This window comes from Propioniciclava sp. MC1595, assembly GCF_017569205.1.
In the GTDB taxonomy this organism is placed as follows: Bacteria; Actinomycetota; Actinomycetes; order Propionibacteriales; family Propionibacteriaceae; genus Propioniciclava.
Map to the genome: position 1 here is coordinate 1,839,024 of NZ_CP071870.1, position 20,869 is coordinate 1,859,892.

General features: G+C 71.8%; 23 protein-coding genes. 6 read left to right on the forward strand and 17 right to left on the reverse strand.

Going from position 1 to position 20,869, the window contains the following annotated elements; genetic code table 11:
* Positions 1-25: 25 nt before the first annotated feature.
* A complete protein-coding gene (locus J4N02_RS08735; RefSeq protein WP_188333959.1) occupies positions 26-490 on the reverse strand; it encodes a DUF2871 family protein in 465 nt (154 codons plus the stop codon).
* Positions 491-620: 130 nt separating this feature from the next.
* On the opposite strand from J4N02_RS08735, the gene J4N02_RS08740 reads away from it, so the two are divergent.
* Complete coding sequence (locus J4N02_RS08740; protein WP_188333958.1) at positions 621-1,016, forward strand: HsmA family protein; 396 nt, start codon at positions 621-623, stop codon at positions 1,014-1,016.
* On the opposite strand, the gene J4N02_RS08745 is transcribed toward J4N02_RS08740, so the two are convergent.
* From J4N02_RS08745 to J4N02_RS08790, 10 genes are all read right to left on the reverse strand, one after another.
* Positions 1,017-3,206 (reverse strand): bifunctional (p)ppGpp synthetase/guanosine-3',5'-bis(diphosphate) 3'-pyrophosphohydrolase, encoded by a 2,190-nt coding sequence (locus tag J4N02_RS08745; RefSeq protein WP_188333972.1) that lies wholly within the window; start codon positions 3,204-3,206, stop codon positions 1,017-1,019.
* Between the two features lie 160 nt (positions 3,207-3,366).
* Positions 3,367-4,419 carry a TrkA family potassium uptake protein gene (locus J4N02_RS08750; protein WP_182815105.1) on the reverse strand — a complete coding sequence of 351 codons (1,053 nt, stop codon included), beginning with the start codon at positions 4,417-4,419 and terminating at the stop codon, positions 3,367-3,369.
* A gap of 2 nt (positions 4,420-4,421) precedes the next feature.
* Positions 4,422-4,955: an adenine phosphoribosyltransferase gene (locus J4N02_RS08755; protein ID WP_188333957.1), complete on the reverse strand. Its 534-nt coding sequence runs from the start codon at positions 4,953-4,955 to the stop codon at positions 4,422-4,424.
* A complete protein-coding gene (secF, locus tag J4N02_RS08760; RefSeq protein WP_188333956.1) occupies positions 4,952-6,118 on the reverse strand; it encodes a protein translocase subunit SecF in 1,167 nt (388 codons plus the stop codon). Before secF ends, J4N02_RS08755 begins: the two co-directional genes overlap by 4 nt.
* Entirely contained in the window at positions 6,118-7,680 is a 1,563-nt protein-coding gene (secD, locus tag J4N02_RS08765) for a protein translocase subunit SecD (RefSeq protein ID WP_188333955.1), read from the reverse strand. Before secD ends, secF begins: the two co-directional genes overlap by 1 nt.
* Before the next feature lie 34 nt (positions 7,681-7,714).
* Positions 7,715-8,113: a preprotein translocase subunit YajC gene (gene yajC, locus J4N02_RS08770; RefSeq protein ID WP_188333954.1), complete on the reverse strand. Its 399-nt coding sequence runs from the start codon at positions 8,111-8,113 to the stop codon at positions 7,715-7,717.
* Between the two features lie 75 nt (positions 8,114-8,188).
* Positions 8,189-9,229 (reverse strand): Holliday junction branch migration DNA helicase RuvB, encoded by a 1,041-nt coding sequence (gene ruvB / locus J4N02_RS08775; protein WP_188333953.1) that lies wholly within the window; start codon positions 9,227-9,229, stop codon positions 8,189-8,191.
* On the reverse strand, positions 9,229-9,840 hold the full coding sequence (ruvA, locus tag J4N02_RS08780; RefSeq protein ID WP_188333952.1) for a Holliday junction branch migration protein RuvA: 612 nt from the start codon (positions 9,838-9,840) through the stop codon (positions 9,229-9,231). The genes ruvB and ruvA overlap by 1 nt, the downstream gene beginning before the upstream one ends.
* Complete coding sequence (gene ruvC / locus J4N02_RS08785; protein ID WP_188333951.1) at positions 9,837-10,403, reverse strand: crossover junction endodeoxyribonuclease RuvC; 567 nt, start codon at positions 10,401-10,403, stop codon at positions 9,837-9,839. Before ruvC ends, ruvA begins: the two co-directional genes overlap by 4 nt.
* Positions 10,404-10,449: 46 nt before the next feature.
* On the reverse strand, positions 10,450-11,238 hold the full coding sequence (locus J4N02_RS08790; RefSeq protein ID WP_188333950.1) for a YebC/PmpR family DNA-binding transcriptional regulator: 789 nt from the start codon (positions 11,236-11,238) through the stop codon (positions 10,450-10,452).
* A 73-nt stretch (positions 11,239-11,311) separates the two neighbouring features.
* Between J4N02_RS08790 and J4N02_RS08795 the strand changes: the two genes are divergently transcribed.
* The 3 genes from J4N02_RS08795 (at position 11,312) to J4N02_RS08805 (ending at position 14,086) form a co-directional block, all read left to right on the forward strand.
* Positions 11,312-12,499 carry an MFS transporter gene (locus J4N02_RS08795; RefSeq protein ID WP_188333949.1) on the forward strand — a complete coding sequence of 396 codons (1,188 nt, stop codon included), beginning with the start codon at positions 11,312-11,314 and terminating at the stop codon, positions 12,497-12,499.
* Positions 12,500-12,508: 9 nt separating this feature from the next.
* Positions 12,509-12,916: a hypothetical protein gene (locus J4N02_RS08800; protein ID WP_188333948.1), complete on the forward strand. Its 408-nt coding sequence runs from the start codon at positions 12,509-12,511 to the stop codon at positions 12,914-12,916.
* Positions 12,917-13,327: 411 nt separating this feature from the next.
* On the forward strand, positions 13,328-14,086 hold the full coding sequence (locus J4N02_RS08805) for an S-layer homology domain-containing protein (protein WP_208090913.1): 759 nt from the start codon (positions 13,328-13,330) through the stop codon (positions 14,084-14,086).
* 1 nt (position 14,087) lies between these two features.
* On the opposite strand, the gene priA is transcribed toward J4N02_RS08805, so the two are convergent.
* Genes priA through hisD form a run of 6 tightly spaced genes read right to left on the reverse strand, consistent with a single transcriptional unit; the run spans position 14,088 to position 19,613 of the window.
* On the reverse strand, positions 14,088-14,819 hold the full coding sequence (gene priA / locus J4N02_RS08810; RefSeq protein WP_188333947.1) for a bifunctional 1-(5-phosphoribosyl)-5-((5-phosphoribosylamino)methylideneamino)imidazole-4-carboxamide isomerase/phosphoribosylanthranilate isomerase PriA: 732 nt from the start codon (positions 14,817-14,819) through the stop codon (positions 14,088-14,090).
* A 10-nt stretch (positions 14,820-14,829) separates the two neighbouring features.
* Positions 14,830-15,981: a S41 family peptidase gene (locus J4N02_RS08815; protein ID WP_188333946.1), complete on the reverse strand. Its 1,152-nt coding sequence runs from the start codon at positions 15,979-15,981 to the stop codon at positions 14,830-14,832.
* On the reverse strand, positions 15,978-16,595 hold the full coding sequence (gene hisH / locus J4N02_RS08820; protein WP_188333945.1) for an imidazole glycerol phosphate synthase subunit HisH: 618 nt from the start codon (positions 16,593-16,595) through the stop codon (positions 15,978-15,980). The genes J4N02_RS08815 and hisH overlap by 4 nt, the downstream gene beginning before the upstream one ends.
* Positions 16,592-17,203 carry an imidazoleglycerol-phosphate dehydratase HisB gene (hisB, locus tag J4N02_RS08825; RefSeq protein ID WP_182815118.1) on the reverse strand — a complete coding sequence of 204 codons (612 nt, stop codon included), beginning with the start codon at positions 17,201-17,203 and terminating at the stop codon, positions 16,592-16,594. Before hisB ends, hisH begins: the two co-directional genes overlap by 4 nt.
* Positions 17,203-18,300 (reverse strand): histidinol-phosphate transaminase, encoded by a 1,098-nt coding sequence (locus tag J4N02_RS08830; protein ID WP_182815275.1) that lies wholly within the window; start codon positions 18,298-18,300, stop codon positions 17,203-17,205. The genes hisB and J4N02_RS08830 overlap by 1 nt, the downstream gene beginning before the upstream one ends.
* Positions 18,294-19,613, reverse strand: coding sequence for a histidinol dehydrogenase (gene hisD, locus J4N02_RS08835; protein WP_188333944.1), 1,320 nt, complete (start codon positions 19,611-19,613; stop codon positions 18,294-18,296). The genes J4N02_RS08830 and hisD overlap by 7 nt, the downstream gene beginning before the upstream one ends.
* 21 nt (positions 19,614-19,634) lie before the next feature.
* Between hisD and J4N02_RS08840 the strand changes: the two genes are divergently transcribed.
* Positions 19,635-20,372: a DUF554 domain-containing protein gene (locus J4N02_RS08840; protein ID WP_182815120.1), complete on the forward strand. Its 738-nt coding sequence runs from the start codon at positions 19,635-19,637 to the stop codon at positions 20,370-20,372.
* Positions 20,372-20,866 carry a Cys-tRNA(Pro) deacylase gene (gene ybaK, locus J4N02_RS08845; RefSeq protein WP_182815121.1) on the forward strand — a complete coding sequence of 165 codons (495 nt, stop codon included), beginning with the start codon at positions 20,372-20,374 and terminating at the stop codon, positions 20,864-20,866. Before J4N02_RS08840 ends, ybaK begins: the two co-directional genes overlap by 1 nt.
* Positions 20,867-20,869 lie beyond the last annotated feature (3 nt).

Consider the following 20,869-nt stretch of genomic DNA (forward strand, 5'->3'; position numbering starts at 1 on the left):
CGGGGCCACGCTAGCGCGCGCAGGGTCACCGGGCGCTGCGGAGGGCGCCGCGCAGGGCGAGGAACAGCATGACGAACGCGACCGTGAGCAGGATGTGGCCGAGGCCGGCGACCCCGGCGAAGGCCATCGAGGTCGGGTTCGTGGCCACGACCTGGAGGGTGCCGCGGACGATCAGGGCCCCGGCGGTCACGAGCAGGCCCACATGGTAGAGGGGCTCGAACCAGCGGAAGGCCTTGGACTCCGAGAGTCCGAACAGGCGCTCGAGCACGAGGACGAGCAGCATCACGAGCATGCCGAGGGCCAGGAAGTGGGTGTGGCCGAGCGACAGGGTGGTGGCCCCGGTGAAGTCCCGGGAGTGGGTCAGCGTGCGGTAGAAGAGGCCAGCCAGCAGGCCGAGCCCGGCGTACACGCCCGCGGCGAGGCCGAGGCGGTGCTCGAGGGCGCTGGCGGCGCGGCGGACAGGGGGGTGCGAGTTCGTGGTCGTGGTCATGCATCCACCCCACCAGCCGGACGCCCGCCCCACATCGCGCCAACGGAGCCATCCGCCTCAACCGTTCGGTTGAGCCCGCCCCATCCTCCCCGGCGATGGGCGGCGTCGCCCGCGTTCCTAGCGTGGAGCCATGCTGATCGCCGCCATCGTCCTCATCTCCGCCGCCCTGCTCCTGTACACCTCCGGGGTGTGGGCCGAACGCCGCTCCGGCGGCCTGCGCCCCCACCACGCCGCCCTGTTCGCCGCCGGGCTGGTGTGCGACGCGTCCGGCACGTGGCTCATGGCGCAGATCGCCCGCGCCGGAAGCTACGAGACCGCAGGGGTGGCCACCCTGCTGACCACCCTCATGGCCGTGACCGGCGCGCTCGCGCTGGTGCTGATGGCCGTCCACCTCGCGTGGGCGCTGGTCGTGCTGTGGAAGGGCTCGGACGCCGCGCGCCGCACCTTCCACCGCTTCTCGCTCGGCGTGTGGGGCCTGTGGCTCGTGCCGTACTTCGCGGGCATGGCCAGCGCGATGGTGCGCTGATCAGCCCGGCTTGACCCGGCTGACCTCGTACACGCCCGGGACCCGCTGCAGGCTCCGCAGCACCATGTCGAGGTGGCGCGGGTCGGGCGTCTGGAACGTCAGGCGCATCGTGAACACGTGGTCCTTCGACGCGTTGGCGCTCACCGACACGATGCTCATGTGCAGGTCGCTGAGCACGCGGGTGACGTCGCTGAGCATGCCGCCGCGGTCGATGCCCTCGAGCTGCACCGCGACCAGGAACGCCGCGTCGGCGGTCGGCGACCACGACACCGGGACGATCCGCTCGGGGTAGCGCTGGAGCGACCCGACGTTGGTGCAGTCCTCGCGGTGCACCGAGATGCCCTCGCTGCGGGTGACGAAGCCCAGGATCTTGTCGCCGGGCACCGGCAGGCAGCACTTGGCGAGCTTGGTGTACATGTCGGGGTCGCCGTCCACGACGACACCGGAGTGGTCGCGCGGCAGCTTGCGCATCGGCTTGAGCAGCAGCGCCTCGTCGACGAGGGACGCCTCGGCCGCGGCTTCGCCGCCACCGACCGTCTCGACCAGCTGGTGCACCACGGCCTGCGGCCCGACCGAGCCCTCGCCGATCGCGGCGAACAGGCTCGGCACGTCGGAGACGTGGAAGTGCTGGACCAAGCCGGCGAGCACCTCCGGGGTGAGCAGGCGCTGGGCCACCGAGGCCCGGCGCATCTGCTTGGTGAGCATGTCCTTGCCCTGCTCGATGGCCTCGTCGCGGCGCTCGCGGGTGAAGTGCTGGCGGATCTTCGACCGGGCCCGCGGAGTCTTGACGAAGCCCAGCCAGTCACGGCTGGGCCCGGCGTTGGCGGCCTTCGAGGTGATGATGTCGACGCTCATGCCCATTTCCAGGGCCGAGTCCAGCGGCACGAGCTTGCCGTTGACGCGGGCGCCGATGCAGCGGTGGCCGACCTCGGTGTGGATGGCGTAGGCGAAGTCGACCGGGGTCGACCCGGCGGGCAGCGAGATCACGTCGCCCTTGGGGCTGAACACGAAGACCTCGTTCTTGGCGATCTCCTCGGTGAAGGTGTCGAGGAACTCCCCGGAGTCCTCGGTCTCCTTCTGCCACTCCGAGATCGACTGCACCCAGTTGATCTGGTCGCCGGCGCTGCGCCCCTCCTTGTACCGCCAGTGCGCGGCCACGCCGAACTCGGCCTGCCGGTGCATGTCGTGGGTGCGGATCTGAAGCTCCACCGGCTTGCCGCCGGGACCCAGCACCGTCGTGTGCAGCGACTGGTAGAGGTTGAACTTCGGCATCGCGATGTAGTCCTTGAACCGCCCGGGCAGGGGGCGCCAGCGGGCGTGCAGCACGCCCAGGACGTCGTAGCACTCGCGCTTGGTGTCGACCAGGATGCGCAGGCCGACCAGGTCGTAGATGTCGTAGAAGTCCCGGCCGCGGACCATCATCTTCTGGTAGATCGAGTAGTAGTGCTTGGGCCGGCCGTACACCGTGGCCTTGATCTTGTTCTCGGCCAGGTCTTCCTTGACCTGGTTCACCACCGTGCCCAGGTACTGGTCGCGCAGCGGGGCGCGCTCGGCGACGAGCTTGACGATCTCGGAGTAGATCTTGGGCTCGATGACCGAGAACGAGAGGTCCTCCAGCTCCCACTTGATCGCGTTCATGCCCAGGCGGTGCGCCAGCGGGGCGTAGATCTCGAGGGTGTCGCGGGCGATGCGGATCTGCTTGTCCTGGCGCAGCGAGGTGATCGTGCGCATGTTGTGCAGCCGGTCGCCCAGCTTGATCACCAGCACCCGGATGTCGCGGGCCATCGCGACGACCATCTTGCGGATGGTCTCGGCCTTGGCCGACTCGCCGTAGACCATCTTGTCCAGCTTGGTGACCCCGTCGACCATCGTGGCGACTTCCTCGCCGAAGTCGGCGGTCAGCTGGGCCAGCGTGTAGCCGGTGTCCTCCACCGTGTCGTGGAGCAGGGCCGCGCAGATCGTCGGCTCGGTCAGCCCCAGGCCGGCCAGGATGGTCGCCACGGCGAGGGGGTGCGTGATGTAGGAGTCGCCGCTCTTGCGGGTCTGCCCGTCGTGGTAGTGCTCGGCGGTGCGGTAGGCGCGCTCGATGACCGCGGTGTCGACCTTGGCGTGGTGCTGGCGCATCGCCGCGAACAGCGGGTCGAGGGCCGCCGAGGTGGAGGGCTTCTGCGAACCCAGCAGCGCCAGCATCCGGCGCACGCTGCGGCGCGGCTGGTCGGGCGCGGAGGGCAGGGGCGACGGGGCGTCCGGCAGCGCGGGCACGCGCGGGTCGTACTCCTGCGTCCCCGCAGTCTGGTTCGTGGCCTCACTCACGGTGTGCCCCCTCCCCCCATCGACGGTGGCGCCGAGTCTACCGCTGGCGCGTCCGACGGCTGGGGCGGACCACCACCAGCTCGTCGCCGGTCTTCAGCGTGGCCACGCTGGGGTCGAAGAAGCGGCGCAGCAGGCCGCCGCGCACGACGCCGAGGACGCGCTCGCCCACGATGTCCTGCGTGCTGTGGCCGACCTCGTCGGGGGCCACCAGGCGCTGGGCGATGTCGAGGCCCTCGCCGTAGGACAGCAGGTCCTCCATCGTGGCGCCCAGGTCGGGGCTGACGGCGGAGAGGCCGATGAGGCGACCCACGGCGTCCGAGCTCGTGATGACGCCGTCGGCGCCGCTCTGCCGCAGCAGCGACACGTTGTCGGCGGCCCGGACCGCCGCGACGATGTGCGCGTGCGGGTTCAGCTGGCGGGCCGTCAGCGTGGCCAGGATCGCCGTGTCGTCGCGGTTGACGGTGATCACGATGTGCTTGGCCTTGGGCACCTCGGCGCGCCGCAGCAGCTCGCGCGAGGTCGCGTCGCCCAGGAAGGCGGCCAGCCCGTTGCGGTTGGCCTCGTCGACGGCGGCCTGGCTGCCGTCGACCACGACGATCCGGTCGGACTCGGCGCCGTTGCGCAGCAGGGTGTTCAGCGCGCTGCGGCCCATGGTGCCGTAGCCGAGCACGACGGTGTGGTTGCGCATCTTCTTCCTCCAGCGGGTGTCGATCATCGCGCGGCGACCCTCGTTGGCGAGCACCTCGAGGGTGGTGCCGACCAACAGGATCAGGAACGCGATGCGCAGGGGTGTGACCAGCAGGGCGTTCAGCAGGCGGGCGTGGTCGGAGACCGGGGTGATGTCGCCGTACCCGGTCGTCGTGACGGTGACCGTCGCGTAGTACAGCGCGTCGATGAAGCTGACGCCGTCCCCGTTGACGTTGTCGGCGTAGCTCTCGTGGTCCAGCCACACGATCAACGTGTTGAGCAGGACGATGCCCACCGCCAGCAGCGCCCGCCGGACGAGCTCGCGGAACGGGTCCGCCGCCACCGTCGGCAGGCTGACGAGGGCCTGGTAGCCCCACAGCGACTGCGACGACCGCTCGGCCATGGCTACACCGTGACGACCGCGGAGAGGGTGTCGGCGCCCAGTTCGGTGAGCTTCTCGCGGCCGTCGAGGAAGCCCAGTTCCATGAGCACCGCGACGTGGACCAGCTCGGCCCCCTGGCGCTTGATCAGGGCCGCCGTCGCGCCGACGGTGCCGCCGGTGGCGAGGACGTCGTCGATGACCATGACGCGCGCGCCGGGCCACAGGGCGTTGGTGTGGATCGTCAGCGTCTCGTGCCCGTACTCGAGGGCGAAGCTCTGCTCGTCGACCGCGCCGGGCAGCTTGCCCGGCTTGCGGACCGGCACGAACCCGGCGCCCAGCTTGAGCGCCACCGGGGCGGCGAAGATGAACCCGCGCGCCTCCATGCCCACGACGATGTCGATGGGGCCGGGGGCCAGCGCGACCAGCTCGTCGACGGCTGCCTCGAAGCCCTTCGGGCTGGCCAGCAGCGGGGTGATGTCCTTGAACACCACGCCGGGCTTGGGCCAGTCGGGGACATCGCGGATCAGCTCGAGGATGAGCTCCTGGTTCGCGTTCATCGGCCGTCCTTCCGGCGCTCGGAGCGGGTGCTGCGGTGGGGCTGGTTGCGCGGGCCGAGGTCCTCGGCCCGGACGGCGCCGAGGGTGGCCGCGTCGACCGGCGGGGCGTCCGTCGTGGAGAGCAGCGGGGCGCCCGCGGTGGCGGGCAGCGTGCTGGCGGCGGCGACCGGCTGCTCCTTCTTCGTGCCCCGCTTGGCGACGCGCTTGTTGTGGTCGATGATCTCGGGCTCGCGCTCGCGCATCTGGACGAACATCGGCGCGGCCAGGAACAGCGACGAGTACGCGCCGGCGATCATGCCGACGAACATGGCCAGGCCGAGGTCCTTCAGCGGGCCGGTGCCCAGGATGAACACGCCGGCGGCCAGCAGCGCGGCCACGGGCAGGACACCGATGATCGTGGTGTTGATCGAGCGCACGAGCACCTGGTTGATCGCCAGGTTGGACGCCGTGGCCAGCGTGCGGGACTGCTTGGTGATGTCGGTGGTGTTGTCGCGCACCTTGTCGAACACGACGACCGTGTCGTACAGCGAGTAGCCGAGGATCGTCAGCACGCCGATCAGGGTCGCCGGGGTGAAGGCGAACTGCAGGATCGCGTACACGCCGATGGTGACGATCAGGTCGTGCAGCAGGGCGATGAGGGCTGCCGCCGACATCTTCCAGTTGCGGAAGTAGATCGCGATCATCAGCGCGACGAGGCTGAGGAACACGACGAGCGCGATCAGGCCCTGCTGGGTGATCTGCTGGCCCCAGTTCGGCCCGATGAGGTTGTTGGTGACCTCCTCGTTGGCGACCCCGGCACGTTCGGCCAGGAACGAGGTCATCTGGTTGATCTCCTCGGCGCCCAGGGCGCGCACCTGGATGCGCACCTGGTTGTCGCCCACGGAGTTGACCTTGACCTCGCCGAGCTCGGGCAGCCCGCTCTCGTCCTGCACCGCGTTGCGGTAGTCGTCGACGGTGGTCGAGGTGACCTGGGTCGGCACCGTGAACTCGGAGCCGCCGGTGAAGTCGATCGACAGGTTGAGGCCGCGCAGCCCGATGGCGGCGAGGCAGATCGCGACGATGACCGCCGAGACGATGTACCACTGCTTGCGCTTGCCGACGAAGTCGTAGCTCAGGTCACCGGTGTAGAGCCGGTGGGCGAGGCTGGCCTTCCGCTCGCTCATCACACCTCCTGGGGGGCGGTCGCGCGGAGGCGACGGATCGGGGACCGGCGCTGGGCGCCCATGTGCTCGGGCTCGAAGCCCGAGAACCGGCGGCCCTCGCCGAAGTACTTGGTGCGCCCGAGCAGCGTGACCAGCGGCTTGGTGAACCAGAAGACGATCGCGATGTCGATCAGGGTCGTCAGGCCCAGGGTGAACGCGAAGCCCTTCACCGAACCGATGGCCAGCGCGAACAGGACGACCGCCGACAGCAGCGACACCGCGTCGGCGATCAGGATCGTCTTGCGCGAGCCGATCCAGCCGGTCTCGATCGCCGTGCGCAGCGAGCGGCCCTCGCGGACCTCGTCACGGATGCGTTCGAAGAAGATGATGAACGAGTCGGCCGTCATGCCGATGGCCACGATCGCGCCGGCGATGCCGGGCAGGTTCAGGGCGAAGCCCATGCCCTCACCGAGCAGCACCATGATCTGGTAGGTCAGCACGGCGGCCAGCGCGAGCGAGCCGATGACCACGATCGACAGGGCGCGGTAGTAGACCACCGAGTAGATCAGCACCAGGCCGATGCCGATGAGGCCGGCGATGATGCCGGCGCGCAGCTGCTCGCCACCCAGCGTCGGGGAGACGTTGGAGACCTCGGAGAGGTCGAACGAGAGCGGCAGCGAGCCGTACTTGAGCACGTTGGCCAGGTCGGTGGCGCTCTGCTGGGTGAAGTTGCCCTCGATCTGGGCCTGCCCGCCGGGAATCGGGCCCGACAGGCGCGGGTAGGTGACGACGGCACCGTCGAGGACGATCGCGAAGGTGTTCTGCGGCTCGGGCTTCTGGGCCAGGGCGCCGGTGACCTTCTCGAAGATCGTCGCGCCCTCGCCGTTCAGGGACAGCTGGACGATCCAGTTCACGCTGGCCTGCGGGATGCCGGCGCTGGCGTTGGTCAGCATCGTGCCGTCGATGACCGCCGGGTAGAGCAGGAACTTGGTGACGTTCTCGCGGTCGCAGGTGATCAGCACCTGGTCGGGCACGTCGGGGAACGGCTGGCCGCACTCGTAGGCCTGGAAGTCGGCCAGGTCGCGCTCAGTGGGCTGCCAGGCCAGCACCTCGTCGGTCGTGGGCTGCGGGTTGGCCGCCACGGTCGGGCGCGGCTCGGGCGGGGGCAGCGGGAGGCCGCCACCGGTCGAGGGGCCTGCCATCTCCACGGCGTACACCGGGCGGAAGTACAGCTGGGCGGTCTGGCCGACCATCTCCTGCAGCTGGGCCGGGGCGACGTTGGGCACCGACACGGTGACCTGGTTGTTGCCCACGACCGCGACCTCGGACTCACCGACGCCGATCGAGTCGACGCGCTGCTGGATGATCGTGCGCGCCTGTTCCAGGCTGGCCTGGTCGACCGCGCCGCTGCCGGTGGTGTTGCGCGCCGTCAGCGTGATGGTCGTGCCGCCACGCAGGTCGAGGCCCAGCTTGGGCGTCCACGTGTTGGCCAGGGCCATGATGGCGAACAGGGCCGCGACCACGGCGAAGAAGACGATGAGGGTGCGCAGGGGACGCTGCTTGTGCCTGCTCTCGGTTGCCACGGGACTCCGGCTCTCGAACGGTGGTGCGGGGGGATCAGTTGGTGCGGGTGTCGGGGTCGACGGGCCGCTCGGGGTCGAAGGTGTCGAACGTCTCGTAGCCGGACGCCTCGGGCGCGGGCTCGTCGGCCCCGTCCTCGTCGTCGTACTCGAACTCCTCCTCGTCGGCGGTGACCGTGCGCATGATCGCCTGCTTCAGGACGGTCATCTCCACCCCGGGGGAGATCTCGATCACGGCGGTCCGCTCCCCCACCTCGCGGACCGTCGCGAGCACGCCGGCGGTGGTCATCACGCGGGTGCCCGGGCCGAGGGCCCGGACCATCTCCTGCTGCGCCTTCTGCTTGCGCTGCGCGGGACGGATCAGGAGCAGCCAGAACGCCAGGCCCATGACGGCGAACATGAGCAGGGTCGACAGCATCGAGTTGTCAGCAGGCATCGGGACACAAACCTCTTCGGTGGACGAACGCGAGGCACACCGTACGGCACCCCACCAAGGGGCAACCCTACCGCCTCAGTCGTCGGAGTCGCTGAACAGGTCCGCGCGTGCCGCGGGCACGCGGAGGCCCAGGTGCCGGTACGCCCGGGGCGTGGCGACCCGACCGCGGGGCGTCCGCATCAGGAAGCCCTGCCGGATGAGGTACGGCTCGGCGACCTCCTCGACGGTCTCGGTCTCCTCCCCCACGCTCATCGCCAGCGTCGACAGCCCGACCGGGCCGCCGCCGAAGCGGGAGCAGACGGCCTCGAGGACGGCGCGGTCGAGGCGGTCCAGGCCCAGTTCGTCGACCTCGTACAGCTCGAGGGCGGCGGCAGCCACCTGCGGGGTGATCCGTCCGGACGCCTTCACCAGCGCGTAGTCGCGCACGCGGCGCAGCAGGCGGTTGGCGATGCGGGGCGTGCCTCGGCTGCGGCCGGCGATGACCTCGGCCGAGGCGGTGTCGATCCGGACGCCGAGCAGGGCCGCGCTGCGGCTGACGATGCCGACGAGGTCGGCGGCGTCGTAGTAGTCCAGCTGGCCGGTGAAGCCGAACCGGTCGCGCAGCGGGCCGGGCAGCAGCCCGGCGCGTGTGGTGGCGCCGACGAGGGTGAACCGCGGGATCTCCAGCGGGATCTCGGTGGCTCCGGGGCCCTTGCCGACGATGACGTCGACGCGGAAGTCCTCCATGGCCAGGTAGAGCATCTCTTCGGCCGGGCGGCTCATGCGGTGGATCTCGTCGAGGAAGAACACCTCCCCCTCGGCGAGCCCGGACAGGATCGCGGCGAGGTCGCCGGCGTGCTGGATGGCCGGGCCCGAGCTGATCCGCAGCGGCGTGCCCAGCTCGTTGGCGATGATCATGGCCAGCGTCGTCTTGCCCAGCCCGGGCGGGCCGGACAACAGGACGTGGTCGGGCACCGCGCCGCGGTGCTGTGCGGCGGCCAGCACGAGGCCGAGCTGCTCGCTCACGCGGGGCTGGCCCCGGAACTCGGCCAGCGACGGCGGGCGCAGGGCACCCTCGGCAGCCTGGTCGTCGACGTGGGCGTTCGGGTCGAGCGGGTCGTCGGAGAGCTTCGCCATCACTTCGCCAGACTCCGCAGGGCGGCGCGCATGAGCTCGCCGATCCCGATGGTCTCGTCGGCCTCGCGCAGGTGGGCCACGCGGTCGACCGCGGCCGCGGCGTCCTTGCTGCCCCACCCGAGGGACTCCAGGCCCGAGGCCACCTGCTCGCGCCAGTCGCCGGGCTGCGGCAGCGAGGGGCGGTTCCCGCCGAGGTGGGGGGTCGCGCCGAGCGCGTTCACCTTGTCCTTCAGCTCGATGACCATCTTCTGCGCGCCCTTGGGGCCGATGCCGGGCACCCGGGTGAGGGCGGCGATGTCGCCCTGGCTGATCGCGGCGCGCAGGTCGTCGGGCGGCAGCACCGACACGACCGCCTGCGCGATCTTGGGGCCGATGCCCGAGGCCGACTGCACCAGCTCGAACGCGTCGCGCTCGTCGGCGTCGGAGAAGCCGTACAGGGTCAGCGAGTCCTCCCGCACCACCAGCGAGGTGTGCAGCGTCGCGGACTCCCCCACCCGCACCGCGGCGACCGTCGCCGGGGTGCACAGCGCGCGCACCCCGAAGCCGCTCAGGTCGAGCACCACCCACGTGCCGCCGACGGCGGTCACGGTGCCCGTGAGTTGGGCGATCATGCCAGTCTCCTCTGCGCGGCCCGGGCGCGGGCCAGGGCCCGCCCCAGCGCCAGGTCGCGGCGCACCTGCGCCTCGTTGATGCGGGCGATGGCCGGCGCCCGCCACAGGTGGCAGATCGCCAGGGCCACCGCGTCGGCCGCGTCGGCGGGCCGGGGCGGGGCGTCCAGCTTCAGGATGCGCATGACCATCTGGCCGACCTGCGCCTTGTCGGCGCGACCGTTGCCGGTGATGGACGCCTTCACCTCGCTCGGCGTGTGCTGGGCCACGTTCAGCCCCGCCCGCGTGCCGACGAGCAGCACCACGCCGGACGCCTGGGCCGTGCCGATGATCGTGCTCACGTCGCGGCGCGCGAAGACGCGCTCCACCGCGATGGCGTGGGGTCGGTACTCGGCCAGGTACTGCACCAGGCTGCGCTCGAGGCTGGCGAGGCGCTGCCCCGTCTCCATCTCGGCCGGGGTGCGGACCACGTCGGCCAGCAGGAGGGCCGGGGTGCGCCCGGGGTCGCCCTCGATGATCCCCACCCCACACCGGGTGAGGCCGGGGTCGATCCCGAGCACGCGCATGCCACTCCTGAGCCTGGAAGTCCGAACGTCTGTTCGGATCCTAGCCTCAGGCGTCGAGCGACTCGAGGATTTCGTCCGGCACGTCCTCATTGCTGTACACGGCCTCGACGTCGTCGACGTCCTCGATCGCGTCCAGCAGCTTGAACAGCTTCTCGGCCGCCTCCTTGGAGTCGACGGCCTGCTCGAACTGCGGGCGGAACTCGAGGTCGGCCGACTCGTAGTCGAGCCCGGCGTCCTGCACCGCCTTGCGCACGGCGACCAGGTTGGTCGGGTCGCACACGATCTTGAAGACGTCGCCCTCGTCGACGATGTCCTCGGGCTCGGCGTCGAGGGTGGCCTCGAGCAGGTCGTCCTCGGTGACGACCTTGTCGGCCGCCTTCTTGTCGGCCGCCGGCTGGGTCTTCTTGACCTCGACGACGCCCTTGCGGTCGAACACGCGCGCGACAGAGCCCATGTCGGCGACCGTGCCGCCGTTGCGGGTGATCGCGACCTTGACGTCGGACGCCGAGCGGTTGCGGTTGTCGGTCAGCACCTGGATCAGGATCGCCACGCCCGCGGCGCCGTACGCCTCGTAGGTGATCTCGTCGTAGGCGACGGCGTCGGCGCCCTCGCCCGAACCCCGCTTGACCGCGCGGTCGATGTTGTCGTTGGGGACCGAGTTCTTCTTCGCCTTCTGGATGGCGTCGTACAGGGTCGGGTTCCCGCCGGGGTCCCCACCGCCCATGCGCGCGGCGACCTCGATCTTCTTGATCAGGTTCGCGAACAGCTTGCCGCGCTTGGCGTCCAGTGCCGCCTTCTTGTGCTTCGTGGTGGCCCACTTGGAATGCCCTGCCATGGGTCTCCTTCGCCTCGTTCGTCCTCAGGTCCGTCGTCCATCCTATCGTGACCGGGCCGCTACCCTTCCGCACGTGAGCGAGCGCCTGTGGACCCCGAGCTTCGTCGGGCTGTCGTTCGCCGGGTTCTTCAACTCGATGATCTTTTACCTGCTCGTCCCGGCGATGGCCGGCCACGCGGTCGACTCCTTCGGCGCCACCCCGGTTGAGGCCGGGGCGCTGGCGTCCATCTTCTTCGTGGGCGCGCTGCTGGCGCGCCTGTTCGGCGGCTGGCTCACCGACCGGTTCGGCCCGCGCCACGTCGCCCTCGCCGCGTCAGCGTTCTACGTGGTCACGACCGCCGGATACCTCGTGGCGCCGGGGCTGTGGGTGATGATGGGCGTCCGCCTGCTCAACGGCATCGGCTTCGGCCTGCTGGGCTCGGCCCTCGTCGGCGGCGTGATGATGACCCTGCCCGCCGGACGCCGCGCCGAGGGGGCCGGCTGGTTCTCGGCCGGCATCTCGATCGCCATCGGCGTCGGACCCTGGCTCGCGCTGACGCTGCTCGGCGTCGCCGGGATGCGGTGGGTCTTCGTCGCGGCCCTGGTGGCCGCGGTGCTGACGCTGGTGTTGCTGGTGGTCTTCCGCCGCGGCCTGCCGGGGCGGCCGGACGGGACCCTGGCCCTGCCGCCGTTCTCGCTGCGCACGCTGCTGGACTCCCGCGCCATGGGCATGGGCGTGGTGATCGGCCTGAGCGGGTTCGCCTACTCCTCCATCCTCGCCTTCCTCGACCCGGCCACCCGGGACACGCCCCTGGCCCCGGCCGCGGCGTGGTTCTTCCTCACCTACGCGCTCGTCGTGCTCGTCGCCCGGCCCGCCGCCGGACGGGCACAGGACCTCCTCGGCGAGGGCCGCGTGATCGCCCCCGCCCTGCTCGGCTTCGCGGTCGCGATGGGCGTGGTGGCCAGCGCGCAGGCGGGCTGGTGGCTGCTCGCCGGCGCCGCTGCGCTCGGCCTCACCTGGGGCACCATGACGACCGGGGGGCAGGCGGCCATCGTGAGCCGGGTGCCGCGCGACCGCACGGGCGCCGCCGTCGCCACGCACTTCTTCATGCTCGACGCAGGCACGGGCGTGGGCCCGATCCTGTTCGGGTTCTTGGTGCCGACGATCGGCTACCGCGGCGTCTTCTGGGTGGGGGCGGGCCTGGCGCTGCTCGCGCTCCCGGTCTACCTGCGCGACCTGTCCACACACCGCAGGCGGGGCGGCTCGGCACGCCACGGTTAGAGTGACCGCGTGGCAGTGCACATCCTCTCCTCGCACACGCACCCGCGGCTGGCCTCCCCGGTCGACCACCAGTGCTACGCCGGCCGGCACGGGTACGGGTACCTGTTCGACGTCACCCCGTACCCGGTGGCGAGCCCCTGCGACCAGAAGCTGCACGCCATCCTGCGCGCGCTCGACGGCATGCCCGACGACGATGTCCTCGTCTGGATCGACGACGACGCGTACTTCATGCAGCTCGACCGGCCGCTGGACGAGTGGTTCCCCGCCGGCGTCCTGGCCGGGCGGCGTTGGACACCCCGTTCGAGGACGTCCGCGCGTGGTGGGACGAGTCCGTGCACGGGAACGTCTGCATCGAGCACGGCGACCAGGAGCGCATCCTGTACCAGATCGACCGGCTCGGGCTCGTCGACCGGGTGACCTACCACCCCGCCGAGGCCTTCAACGCCCGCATTCACCAGTTCGCCGAGCGCCCAGACGAGCACTTCGTCTGCCACGCCGCCTCGCACCCCCACAAGCCGGACTTCCTCGCCGAGGTCCGGGGCCGGTTCGACCTCGACCCCTACCTCCTCCCGCCCGGGGCGGCATCCGGCGCCAACACTGCTGGCCTGTTCGCGAGCACCGACGGGCTGCTCGGTCCGCGAGAGGAACCCCGGCCCGACCCAGACCCCGAGCCGGAGCCCGAGCCGCGTCGGCTCTCGCCCCTGCGGCGCGTGCGCGGCTGGCTGGGCTCGCTGCTCGCCGTCGCCCTGGTCACCACGGGGCTGCTGGTCCCGGCCACCCCGGCCGCCTCGAGCGGCCCCCTCCCCGGGCACCAGCACCGCACCGGCGGTGTACCCCAGCCCGGCGTCCACGATCACGCCCCAGATGGAGGCGGTCTACGCGCGGATGCGCACCCTGACCCTGGCCCGCACGGGGTCCAGCACGTCGATGATCCTGGCCGGGCCGAACGGCACGTTCCACAAGACGTTCGGCAAGCTGGCGATGGTCTGGACGCCGGCCCGCGGCGCCACGCTGGCCCACTGGGTGCCCCGAGGGACCACGCCGACCCTCCTGCCGGCCTTCCGTGACGTGCCCCCGGGCACGGGCTTCGAGGGCGAGATCGAGTGGATGCGCGCGATGAGGATCAGCGAGGGCTGGTCCGACAACACCTACCGCCCGGTGCAACCAGTCCAGCGCAACGCGATGGCGGCCTTCCTGTACCGCGCCGCGGGATCGCCGGCGTTCACCGCCCCGACCCGGGCCTCCTTCACCGACGTCCCGGTCGGCGCGCCCTTCTTCCGCGAGATCGAGTGGATGAAGGCAGCCGGCATCACCACCGGGTACCGGGACAACACCTTCCGGCCGTACGACCCGATCAACCGCGACGCCATGGCCGCCTTCCTGTACCGCGCGTCCGGATCGCCGGCGTTCACCCCGCCGACGCGGGCCCGGTTCAGCGACGTGCCGGTCGGCACGGCGTTCCGCACCGAGATCGAGTGGCTCGCCTCGACGGGCACCACGACGGGCTACGCCGACGGGACCTACCGGCCGCTGAGCCCGGTCAACCGCGACGCGATGGCCGCGTTCCTGTACCGGCGGGCCGGCTGAGTCAGCCCTCGCGGGCCACGCGCAGGGCGTCGGTGAGCGTGAAGTTGCCCACGTAGAGCGCCGTGCCGATGATCGCGCCGGTCACGCCCAGGGGCACGAGCTCGCGCAGGGCGCGCAGGTCGTCGAGCTGGGCGATGCCGCCGGAGGCGATGACCTCGGCGTCGGTGCGCGCGGCCACGTCCCTGAGCAGTTGGAGGTTGGGGCCGGTCAGCATGCCGTCGGACTTCACGTCGGTCACGACGAACGTGCGGCACCCCGCCGCCGAGAGCCGGTCGACGGCCTCGCGCCAGTCGCCGCCCTCACGCACCCACCCGCGGGCGGCGAGCTGGGTGCCCTTGACGTCGATGGCGATGCCGATGCGCTCGCCGTGCTCGGCGATGGCCTTCTCGCACCAGTCGGGGTTCTCCAGGGCGGCGGTGCCCAGGTTCACCCGCGCGCAGCCGGTCGCGAGCGCGCGCTCGAGCGCGGCGTCGTCGCGCAGGCCGCCGGACAGCTCGACCTTCAGGTCCATCGCCTCTGTGATCTCGGCGATGACGTCGGCGTTCGAACCGCGCCCGAAGGCGGCGTCCAGATCGACCAGGTGCAGCCACTCGGCGCCGGCCTCCTGCCAGCGGCGGGCCGCGGCGAGCGGGTCGCCGAATACCTTCTCGGACCCGGCGATGCCCTGTGACAGCTGGACGGCCTGGCCGCCCTGCACGTCGACGGCGGGGAGGAGGTAGAGCGCGTCAGTCACGCAGGCGAGGTTAGCCCAGGCTGGGTGGAACCGACGAGGCATCCCACCGCCATGCCGCGACCAGCTCTGCGGCAGGCAGGGTCACGTCGAGTTCGACGTCGACGGGGAAGCCCTGCATCTCGACGGGGAATCCGTAGTCGTTGTGCTTGGTCGCCAGGGTCACCACGGCCCCGGTGTTGGGCAGCACGTAGGGGGCGATGTTCCCGTACTCGATGCATCCCTTGCCCGGGGCTCCCGCCAGGCGTGCGCCGAGCAGGTGCTTGAGGATCCAGGCGCCCGACTCCCCCGACGAGCCGGTGCGTGCGTCGGTGAGCACCAGCATCCGGCCCCGCCAGGGCACGGGACCCACCGGCACGTGGGCAGGTGCCACGTCAACAACCTTGAGGACGTCGGCGGGACCGGGCGTGTGCCGGTGCTTCGCGAGTTCGGGGGGCAGACCTCCCGGCCCGTGCCGGGACTCCTCGATCGCCGCCCAGTTCCAGGCGTTGGGGACGAAGCCACCGATGCGCCACTCCCGGGCGGTTTCGGGGTAGTTGATGGCCTCCGGGACCCCCTGGGCGGCCCACGCGAGCACGAAGCTGTCGTCGCCGCCGGTGTTGCCCCGCAGGTCGACGACGATGCGGTCGTGACGGAAGTGGGCGGGAGCCTCCTCCACGAAGCGGCTCAGATCGGCCAGATCCTTCGCCGACCCCGCCAGCCGGGCGAGACGAACCCACAGCACCCCGTCATCGGAGGAGACCTGCACCGCGGGTTCGCCCGCAGGGAATGCGGCCGCGGGGTCGTCAGCACGGATCACGCTCGGGCCGGCCCCGGTGGCCTGGACGTGCCGGTCCCCGGTCAGGGAGCGGAGGTCGTCCACGAGGGTGCCCCACGCGTCTCCGAAGGTGGCCCGCCGCTCGCGCCGGCAGCGCTCCGCGGCGGCATGGATCGCCGCAAGTGCCGGGCCGGCTGCGACCCGGCCTGTGGCGATGCCGAAGTGCCGCTCCTGGAGCAGGAGGGCGAGCACGCCGAGGTCGTCGCTGAAGGCGTCAGGGTCGACCGGTGTGTCCGCGGTGGACGCGAGCGCTGCGTCCACCCGCTCGGCCAGGTGCGGATGATCGGGGTCGAGCAGCCACGCAACACCCGACCTCGCGGGCGGGAGGTACAGGCCGTCGGCGCTCATCGGAGGGCGGCCACCCAGGTGCGCAGCAGGCGGGCTCCGGCGTCGCCGGACTTCTCGGGGTGGAACTGCGTGGACGCCAGCGCCCCGGCCTCGACCGCGGCGACGAAGCGGTCGCCCTCGTGCTCGGCCCAGGTCACGGCGACACCCTCCGCCTCGGGCAGCGCCCGGGCCGCGTACGAGTGCACGAAGTAGAACCGCTCGTCCTCGACGCCGGCGAACAGCGCCGACCCGGCCGGGACATCAACCGTGTTCCAGCCCATGTGGGGCAGGCGGCGGGCGGCCAGCCCCTCCACCACGCCGGGCAGGACGCCGACGCCGGCGGTCTCCACCCCGTGCTCCGAGCCCAGCCCGAACATCACCTGGTGGCCGACGCAGATGCCGAGCACGCGGCGTCCGGACGCCAACCGCTCGCGGATGATCCGGGGCCCGTCGACCGCCTCGAGGCCCGCCATGCACGCCGCGAAGGCGCCCACGCCGGGGACGACGAGCCCGTCGGCGGCCACGGCCGCGGCGGGGTCGGCGGTGAGGACCACCTCGGCGCCCGTCACCGCGAGGGCGCGCGTGACCGAGTGCAGGTTGCCCGAGCCGTAGTCGAGCACCGCGACCAGGGTCACAGGGCGCCCTTGGTCGAGGGGATGACGCCCTCGATGCGTGCGTCGGGCTCGACGGCCGTGCGCAGCGCACGGGCCAGCGCCTTGAACTGGGCCTCGACGATGTGGTGCGGGTCGCGCCCGCGGACCAGGTCGAGGTGCACGCACAGCCCCGCGTTCAGGGCGAGGGACTCGACCACGTGGTACGTCATCGACCCCTGGTACGGCACACCGGAGCCGCCGATGCGCGCGTACACCTGCGCGTCGGGCTCGCCGGTGCACACCACGTACGGGCGGCCGGCCACGTCGACCACGCAGCGGGCGAGGGCCTCGTCCAGCGGCACCAGGGCATCGCCGAAGCGCTTGATGCCCTTCTTGTCACCGAGCGCCTCGCGCAGGGCCTGGCCCAGCACGATCGCGGTGTCCTCGACCACGTGGTGGCCGTCGATGTGCACGTCGCCGGTGGCCTCGACGGTGATGTCGATCAGGGAGTGCTTCGCCAGCGCGGTCAGCATGTGGTCGTAGAACCCGACCCCGGTGCTGACGTTCGCCACACCGGTGCCGTCGAGGTTCACCTCGACGACGATCTGGCTCTCGCTGGTCGACCGCTCCGCGCGTGCCGTGCGTGCCATCACTCCCCCATCCTCGGCGCGTCCACGCGCGCCAACGCGGCGTAGAACGCCTCCATCTCTTCGGGCGTCCCCGCGCTGACGCGCAGGTACCCGGCCGGGCCAGTCTCCCGGACGAGGACGCCCTGGTCCAACAGTTGCTGCCACGCGAGGTGGCGGTCGGCCCACCGGCCGACGAGCGCGAAGTTCGCGTCCGAGTCGACGACCACGAAGCCCATCGCCGGCGCGCGGCGCAGCAGCTCGTCACGGGCCGCCCGCAGGTCGTCGACGCGGGCGAGCATCTCGTCGGCGTGGCGCAGGGCGACCGAGGCCACCGCCTGCGTCTGCGCCGACAGGTGGTAGGGCAGGCGGACGATGCGGCAGGCGTCCACGATCGCGGGGGCCGCGGCCAGGTAGCCCAGCCGGCCGCCCGCGAAGGCGAAGGCCTTGCTCATCGTGCGGCTCACCACGAGGTTGCCGTGCTCGCCCAGCAGGGTGAGGGCGGTCCGGCCCGGCTCGCGGGCGAACTCCTGGTAGGCCTCGTCGACCACCACGATCGCGTCGGTGCCGGCCAGCACCTCGGCCACCACCTCGAGCGGGGTCGTGGTGCCGGTCGGGTTGTTGGGCGTGGTGATGAGCACGACCGAGGGCTGGTGCTGGGCGATCGCGTCGAGCACCAGCCCGGCGTCGAGGCCGAAGTCGTCGCGGCGCGCCACCGTCACGTAGTCGGTGTGCGTGTTGCGGGCGTACTCGGGGTACATCGAGTAGGTGGGGGTGAAGCTCAGCACACGGCGTCCGGGACCGCCGAAGGCGCCCAGCACGTGCGTCATCACCTCGTTCGAGCCGTTGGCGGCCCACACGTTCCCGATCTCGAGCCCGTGGCCGAGGTAGGCAGCCAGCAGCCCACGCAGCTCGGACGCCTCGCGGTCGGGGTAGCGGTGGTAGGCCGCCACCCGGATCGCCTCGGCCATCTCGGCCAGGGTGGCCTCCGACGGTGGGTACGGGTTCTCGTTGACGTTCAGGCACACCGGCACGTCGAGCTGGGGGGCGCCGTAGGGCTCCTCCCCCACCAGCTCGGGGCGCAGCGGCAGGTCGTCCAGCGACGGGTTCGGCCTCACCAGCGGTCCCCCTGCTCGGCGGCGGTGCGCACCGTGATGGCCGCGGCGTGGCCGGGGAGGCGCTCCTCGCGGGCGAACCGCTCGACGGTCGGGCCGACCTCGCGCAGCGCTCCCTCGGTGTAGTGGATCAGGTGCACGGTCTTGCAGAAGCTGCGCACCGTGAGCCCGGACTGGTACCGGGCGGCGCCGGCCGTGGGCAGCACGTGGGTGGAGCCGGCCGAGTAGTCGCCCAGCGGCACCGGCGACCACGGGCCGATGAAGATCGCGCCCGCGTTCTGCACCCGGTGGGCCAGGGCGTAGGCGTCGCGGGTGTGCACCTCGAGGTGCTCGGCGCCGTAGGCGTCGACGACGGCCAGGCCCTGCTCCATGTCGTCGACCAGCACGATCGCCGACTGCGGGCCGGTGAGGGCGGTCTCGATGCGGTCGACGTTGTCGAGCGCGGCCACCTGCCCGGCCAGCAGGCCGTTCACGGACGCCGCGAGCTCGGGCGAATCGGTCACCAGCACCGAGCCGGCCATCGGGTCATGCTCGGCCTGGCTGATCAGGTCGGCGGCGACGTACGCGGCGTCGGCGGAGTCGTCGGCGAGCACGGCGATCTCGGTGGGGCCGGCCTCGGAGTCGATGCCCACCACGCCGCGCAGGTACCGCTTGGCGGCCACGACCCAGATGTTGCCGGGCCCGGTGACCAGGTCGACCGGCGCGCACAGGCCCTCGACGCCGTGGGCGAACATCGCGATCGCCTGAGCGCCGCCGACGGCGTAGACCTCGTCGACGCCCAGCAGGTGGCACAGGCCCAGGATGGACGGGTGCGGCAGCCCGCCGAACTCTGCGCTCGGCGGGGTGGCCACCGCGAGGGAGCCGACGCCGGCGACCTGCGCGGGCACGACGTTCATCAGCACGCTGCTGGCCAGCGGCGCGAGGCCGCCGGGCACATAGAGACCGACGCGCGCCACCGGGACGGTCTTGGTCTCGACCACGGCGCCGGGTGCGACCTCGGCGCGGACCAGGTCCGGCGTCCCCTCGGTCTCGGCGACCTCGCGGCGCCGGCGGATGGACTCGGTGAAGGCCGCGCGCACCTCGGGGTCGAGCTCGTCGGCGCAGCGCGCCAGCACCTCGGCCGGTACACGCAGGTGCTCGGGCACGACCTTGTCGAAACGCTCAGCGAACTCGCGCAGGGCCGCCTCTCCGCGCTCGGCGACCGCGTCGCAGATCCCCTTCACCGCCCCGAGGGCATGGTCGATGTCGAACGCGCCGCGGGGCACCACGGCGCGGTAGTCGGGGGTCAGTCCTCGGACATCGATCAGGCGGAGTTCCACGGGGGTGATTCTATGGGCCCCATGTTCATCGGGATCGGGACGGTCACCAACGTGGTCACCGTGGCCCTCGGCGCGGTCATCGGGCGCCTCCTGGGCGACCGCATCCCCGAGCGCACCAGCGGCACCATCACCGACGTGCTGGGCCTGATCACGCTGGTCCTCGGCGTCGGCTCGGCCCTGACGATGTCATCCCAGAACCTCGCCGACGCCGTCGGCGCCGGGGCGCCCATGCTCATCGTGCTCGGCTCGCTCCTGTTCGGCGCGATCGTCGGCTCGGCCCTGCGCATCGAGCAGCGCCTGGAGTGGGGCGCGGCGTGGCTGCGCCAGCGCTTCTCGGGCACCGGCGACGCGGGCACGTTCGTCGACGCCATCGTCACCCCGACGCTGCTGTTCTGCATCGGCCCGCTCACCATCCTCGGCTCGCTGTCGGACGGCCTGGGCCGCGGCGCCGACCAGCTCCTGGTGAAGGCCGTGCTGGACGGCTTCGCCGCCATCGCGTTCGCGAGCACCCTCGGCTGGGGCGTGCTGTTCTCGGCCATCGCCGTCGGTCTGGTGCAGGGCAGCCTCACGCTGGCCGCCTTCCTGCTCGGCGACCTGTTCTCGATGGCCCAGATCGACGCCCTCACCGCGACCGGTGGGGTCATGCTCATGGCGCTGGGCGTGCGCCTGCTCAAGCTCAAGAACATCCCGGTCGGCGACCTGCTGCCGGCGCTGGTCTTCGCGCCCGTGCTGGTCGCCCTCGTCGCGGGCCTGCGTTGATGGCCCGGCGCAAGCAGGCCGCGGGCGGCACCCCGGCGACGGCCGCGCTGGCCGCGGCCGGCATCGCCTTCACCCCAGTCGAGTACATCCACCACGACGACAGCACCGACTTCGGCGCCGAGGCGGCGCGGGAGACGGGCCTCGACCCGGCGGTGATCTTCAAGACCCTCGTCGTCACCACCGGCCCCCGGCAGCTCGCGGTGGGCATCGTCCCGGTCGCCGGACGCCTCGACCTCAAGGCCATCGCCACCGCCCTCGGCGCGAAGAAGGCCGAGCTGGCCGACCCGAAGGTGGCCGAACGCTCGTCGGGCTACGTCGTGGGCGGGCTCTCCCCCATCGGACAGCGGACGCCCCTGCCCACGGTCATCGACGCGTCGGCCGAGGCGTTGGACGTGATGTACGTCTCGGGCGGCAAGCGCGGCCTGCAGCTGGGGATCGCGCCCGCCGACCTGGCCGCAGCCACGCACGCGACCTTCGCACCGATCGGCCGCTGACCG

Excerpts from the sequence above, each read along its gene's own strand:
- ybaK (WP_182815121.1), top strand. The coding sequence starts at position 20,372 with ATGGCCCGGCGCAAGCAGGCCGCGGGCGGCACCCCGGCGACGGCCGCG.
- J4N02_RS08745 (WP_188333972.1), bottom strand. The coding sequence starts at position 3,206 with ATGCTGGCGCTGCTGGGTTCGCAGAAGCCCTCCACCTCGGCGGCCCTC.
- yajC (WP_188333954.1), bottom strand. The coding sequence starts at position 8,113 with ATGCCTGCTGACAACTCGATGCTGTCGACCCTGCTCATGTTCGCCGTC.
- secF (WP_188333956.1), bottom strand. The coding sequence starts at position 6,118 with ATGAGCGAGCGGAAGGCCAGCCTCGCCCACCGGCTCTACACCGGTGAC.
- ruvB (WP_188333953.1), bottom strand. The coding sequence starts at position 9,229 with ATGGCGAAGCTCTCCGACGACCCGCTCGACCCGAACGCCCACGTCGAC.
- J4N02_RS08750 (WP_182815105.1), bottom strand. The coding sequence starts at position 4,419 with ATGGCCGAGCGGTCGTCGCAGTCGCTGTGGGGCTACCAGGCCCTCGTC.
- J4N02_RS08755 (WP_188333957.1), bottom strand. The coding sequence starts at position 4,955 with ATGAACGCGAACCAGGAGCTCATCCTCGAGCTGATCCGCGATGTCCCC.
- hisB (WP_182815118.1), bottom strand. The coding sequence starts at position 17,203 with ATGGCACGCACGGCACGCGCGGAGCGGTCGACCAGCGAGAGCCAGATC.
- J4N02_RS08735 (WP_188333959.1), bottom strand. The coding sequence starts at position 490 with ATGACCACGACCACGAACTCGCACCCCCCTGTCCGCCGCGCCGCCAGC.
- J4N02_RS08740 (WP_188333958.1), top strand. The coding sequence starts at position 621 with ATGCTGATCGCCGCCATCGTCCTCATCTCCGCCGCCCTGCTCCTGTAC.
- ruvA (WP_188333952.1), bottom strand. The coding sequence starts at position 9,840 with ATGATCGCCCAACTCACGGGCACCGTGACCGCCGTCGGCGGCACGTGG.
- ruvC (WP_188333951.1), bottom strand. The coding sequence starts at position 10,403 with ATGCGCGTGCTCGGGATCGACCCCGGCCTCACCCGGTGTGGGGTGGGG.
- J4N02_RS08790 (WP_188333950.1), bottom strand. The coding sequence starts at position 11,238 with ATGGCAGGGCATTCCAAGTGGGCCACCACGAAGCACAAGAAGGCGGCA.
- J4N02_RS08840 (WP_182815120.1), top strand. The coding sequence starts at position 19,635 with ATGTTCATCGGGATCGGGACGGTCACCAACGTGGTCACCGTGGCCCTC.
- J4N02_RS08815 (WP_188333946.1), bottom strand. The coding sequence starts at position 15,981 with ATGAGCGCCGACGGCCTGTACCTCCCGCCCGCGAGGTCGGGTGTTGCG.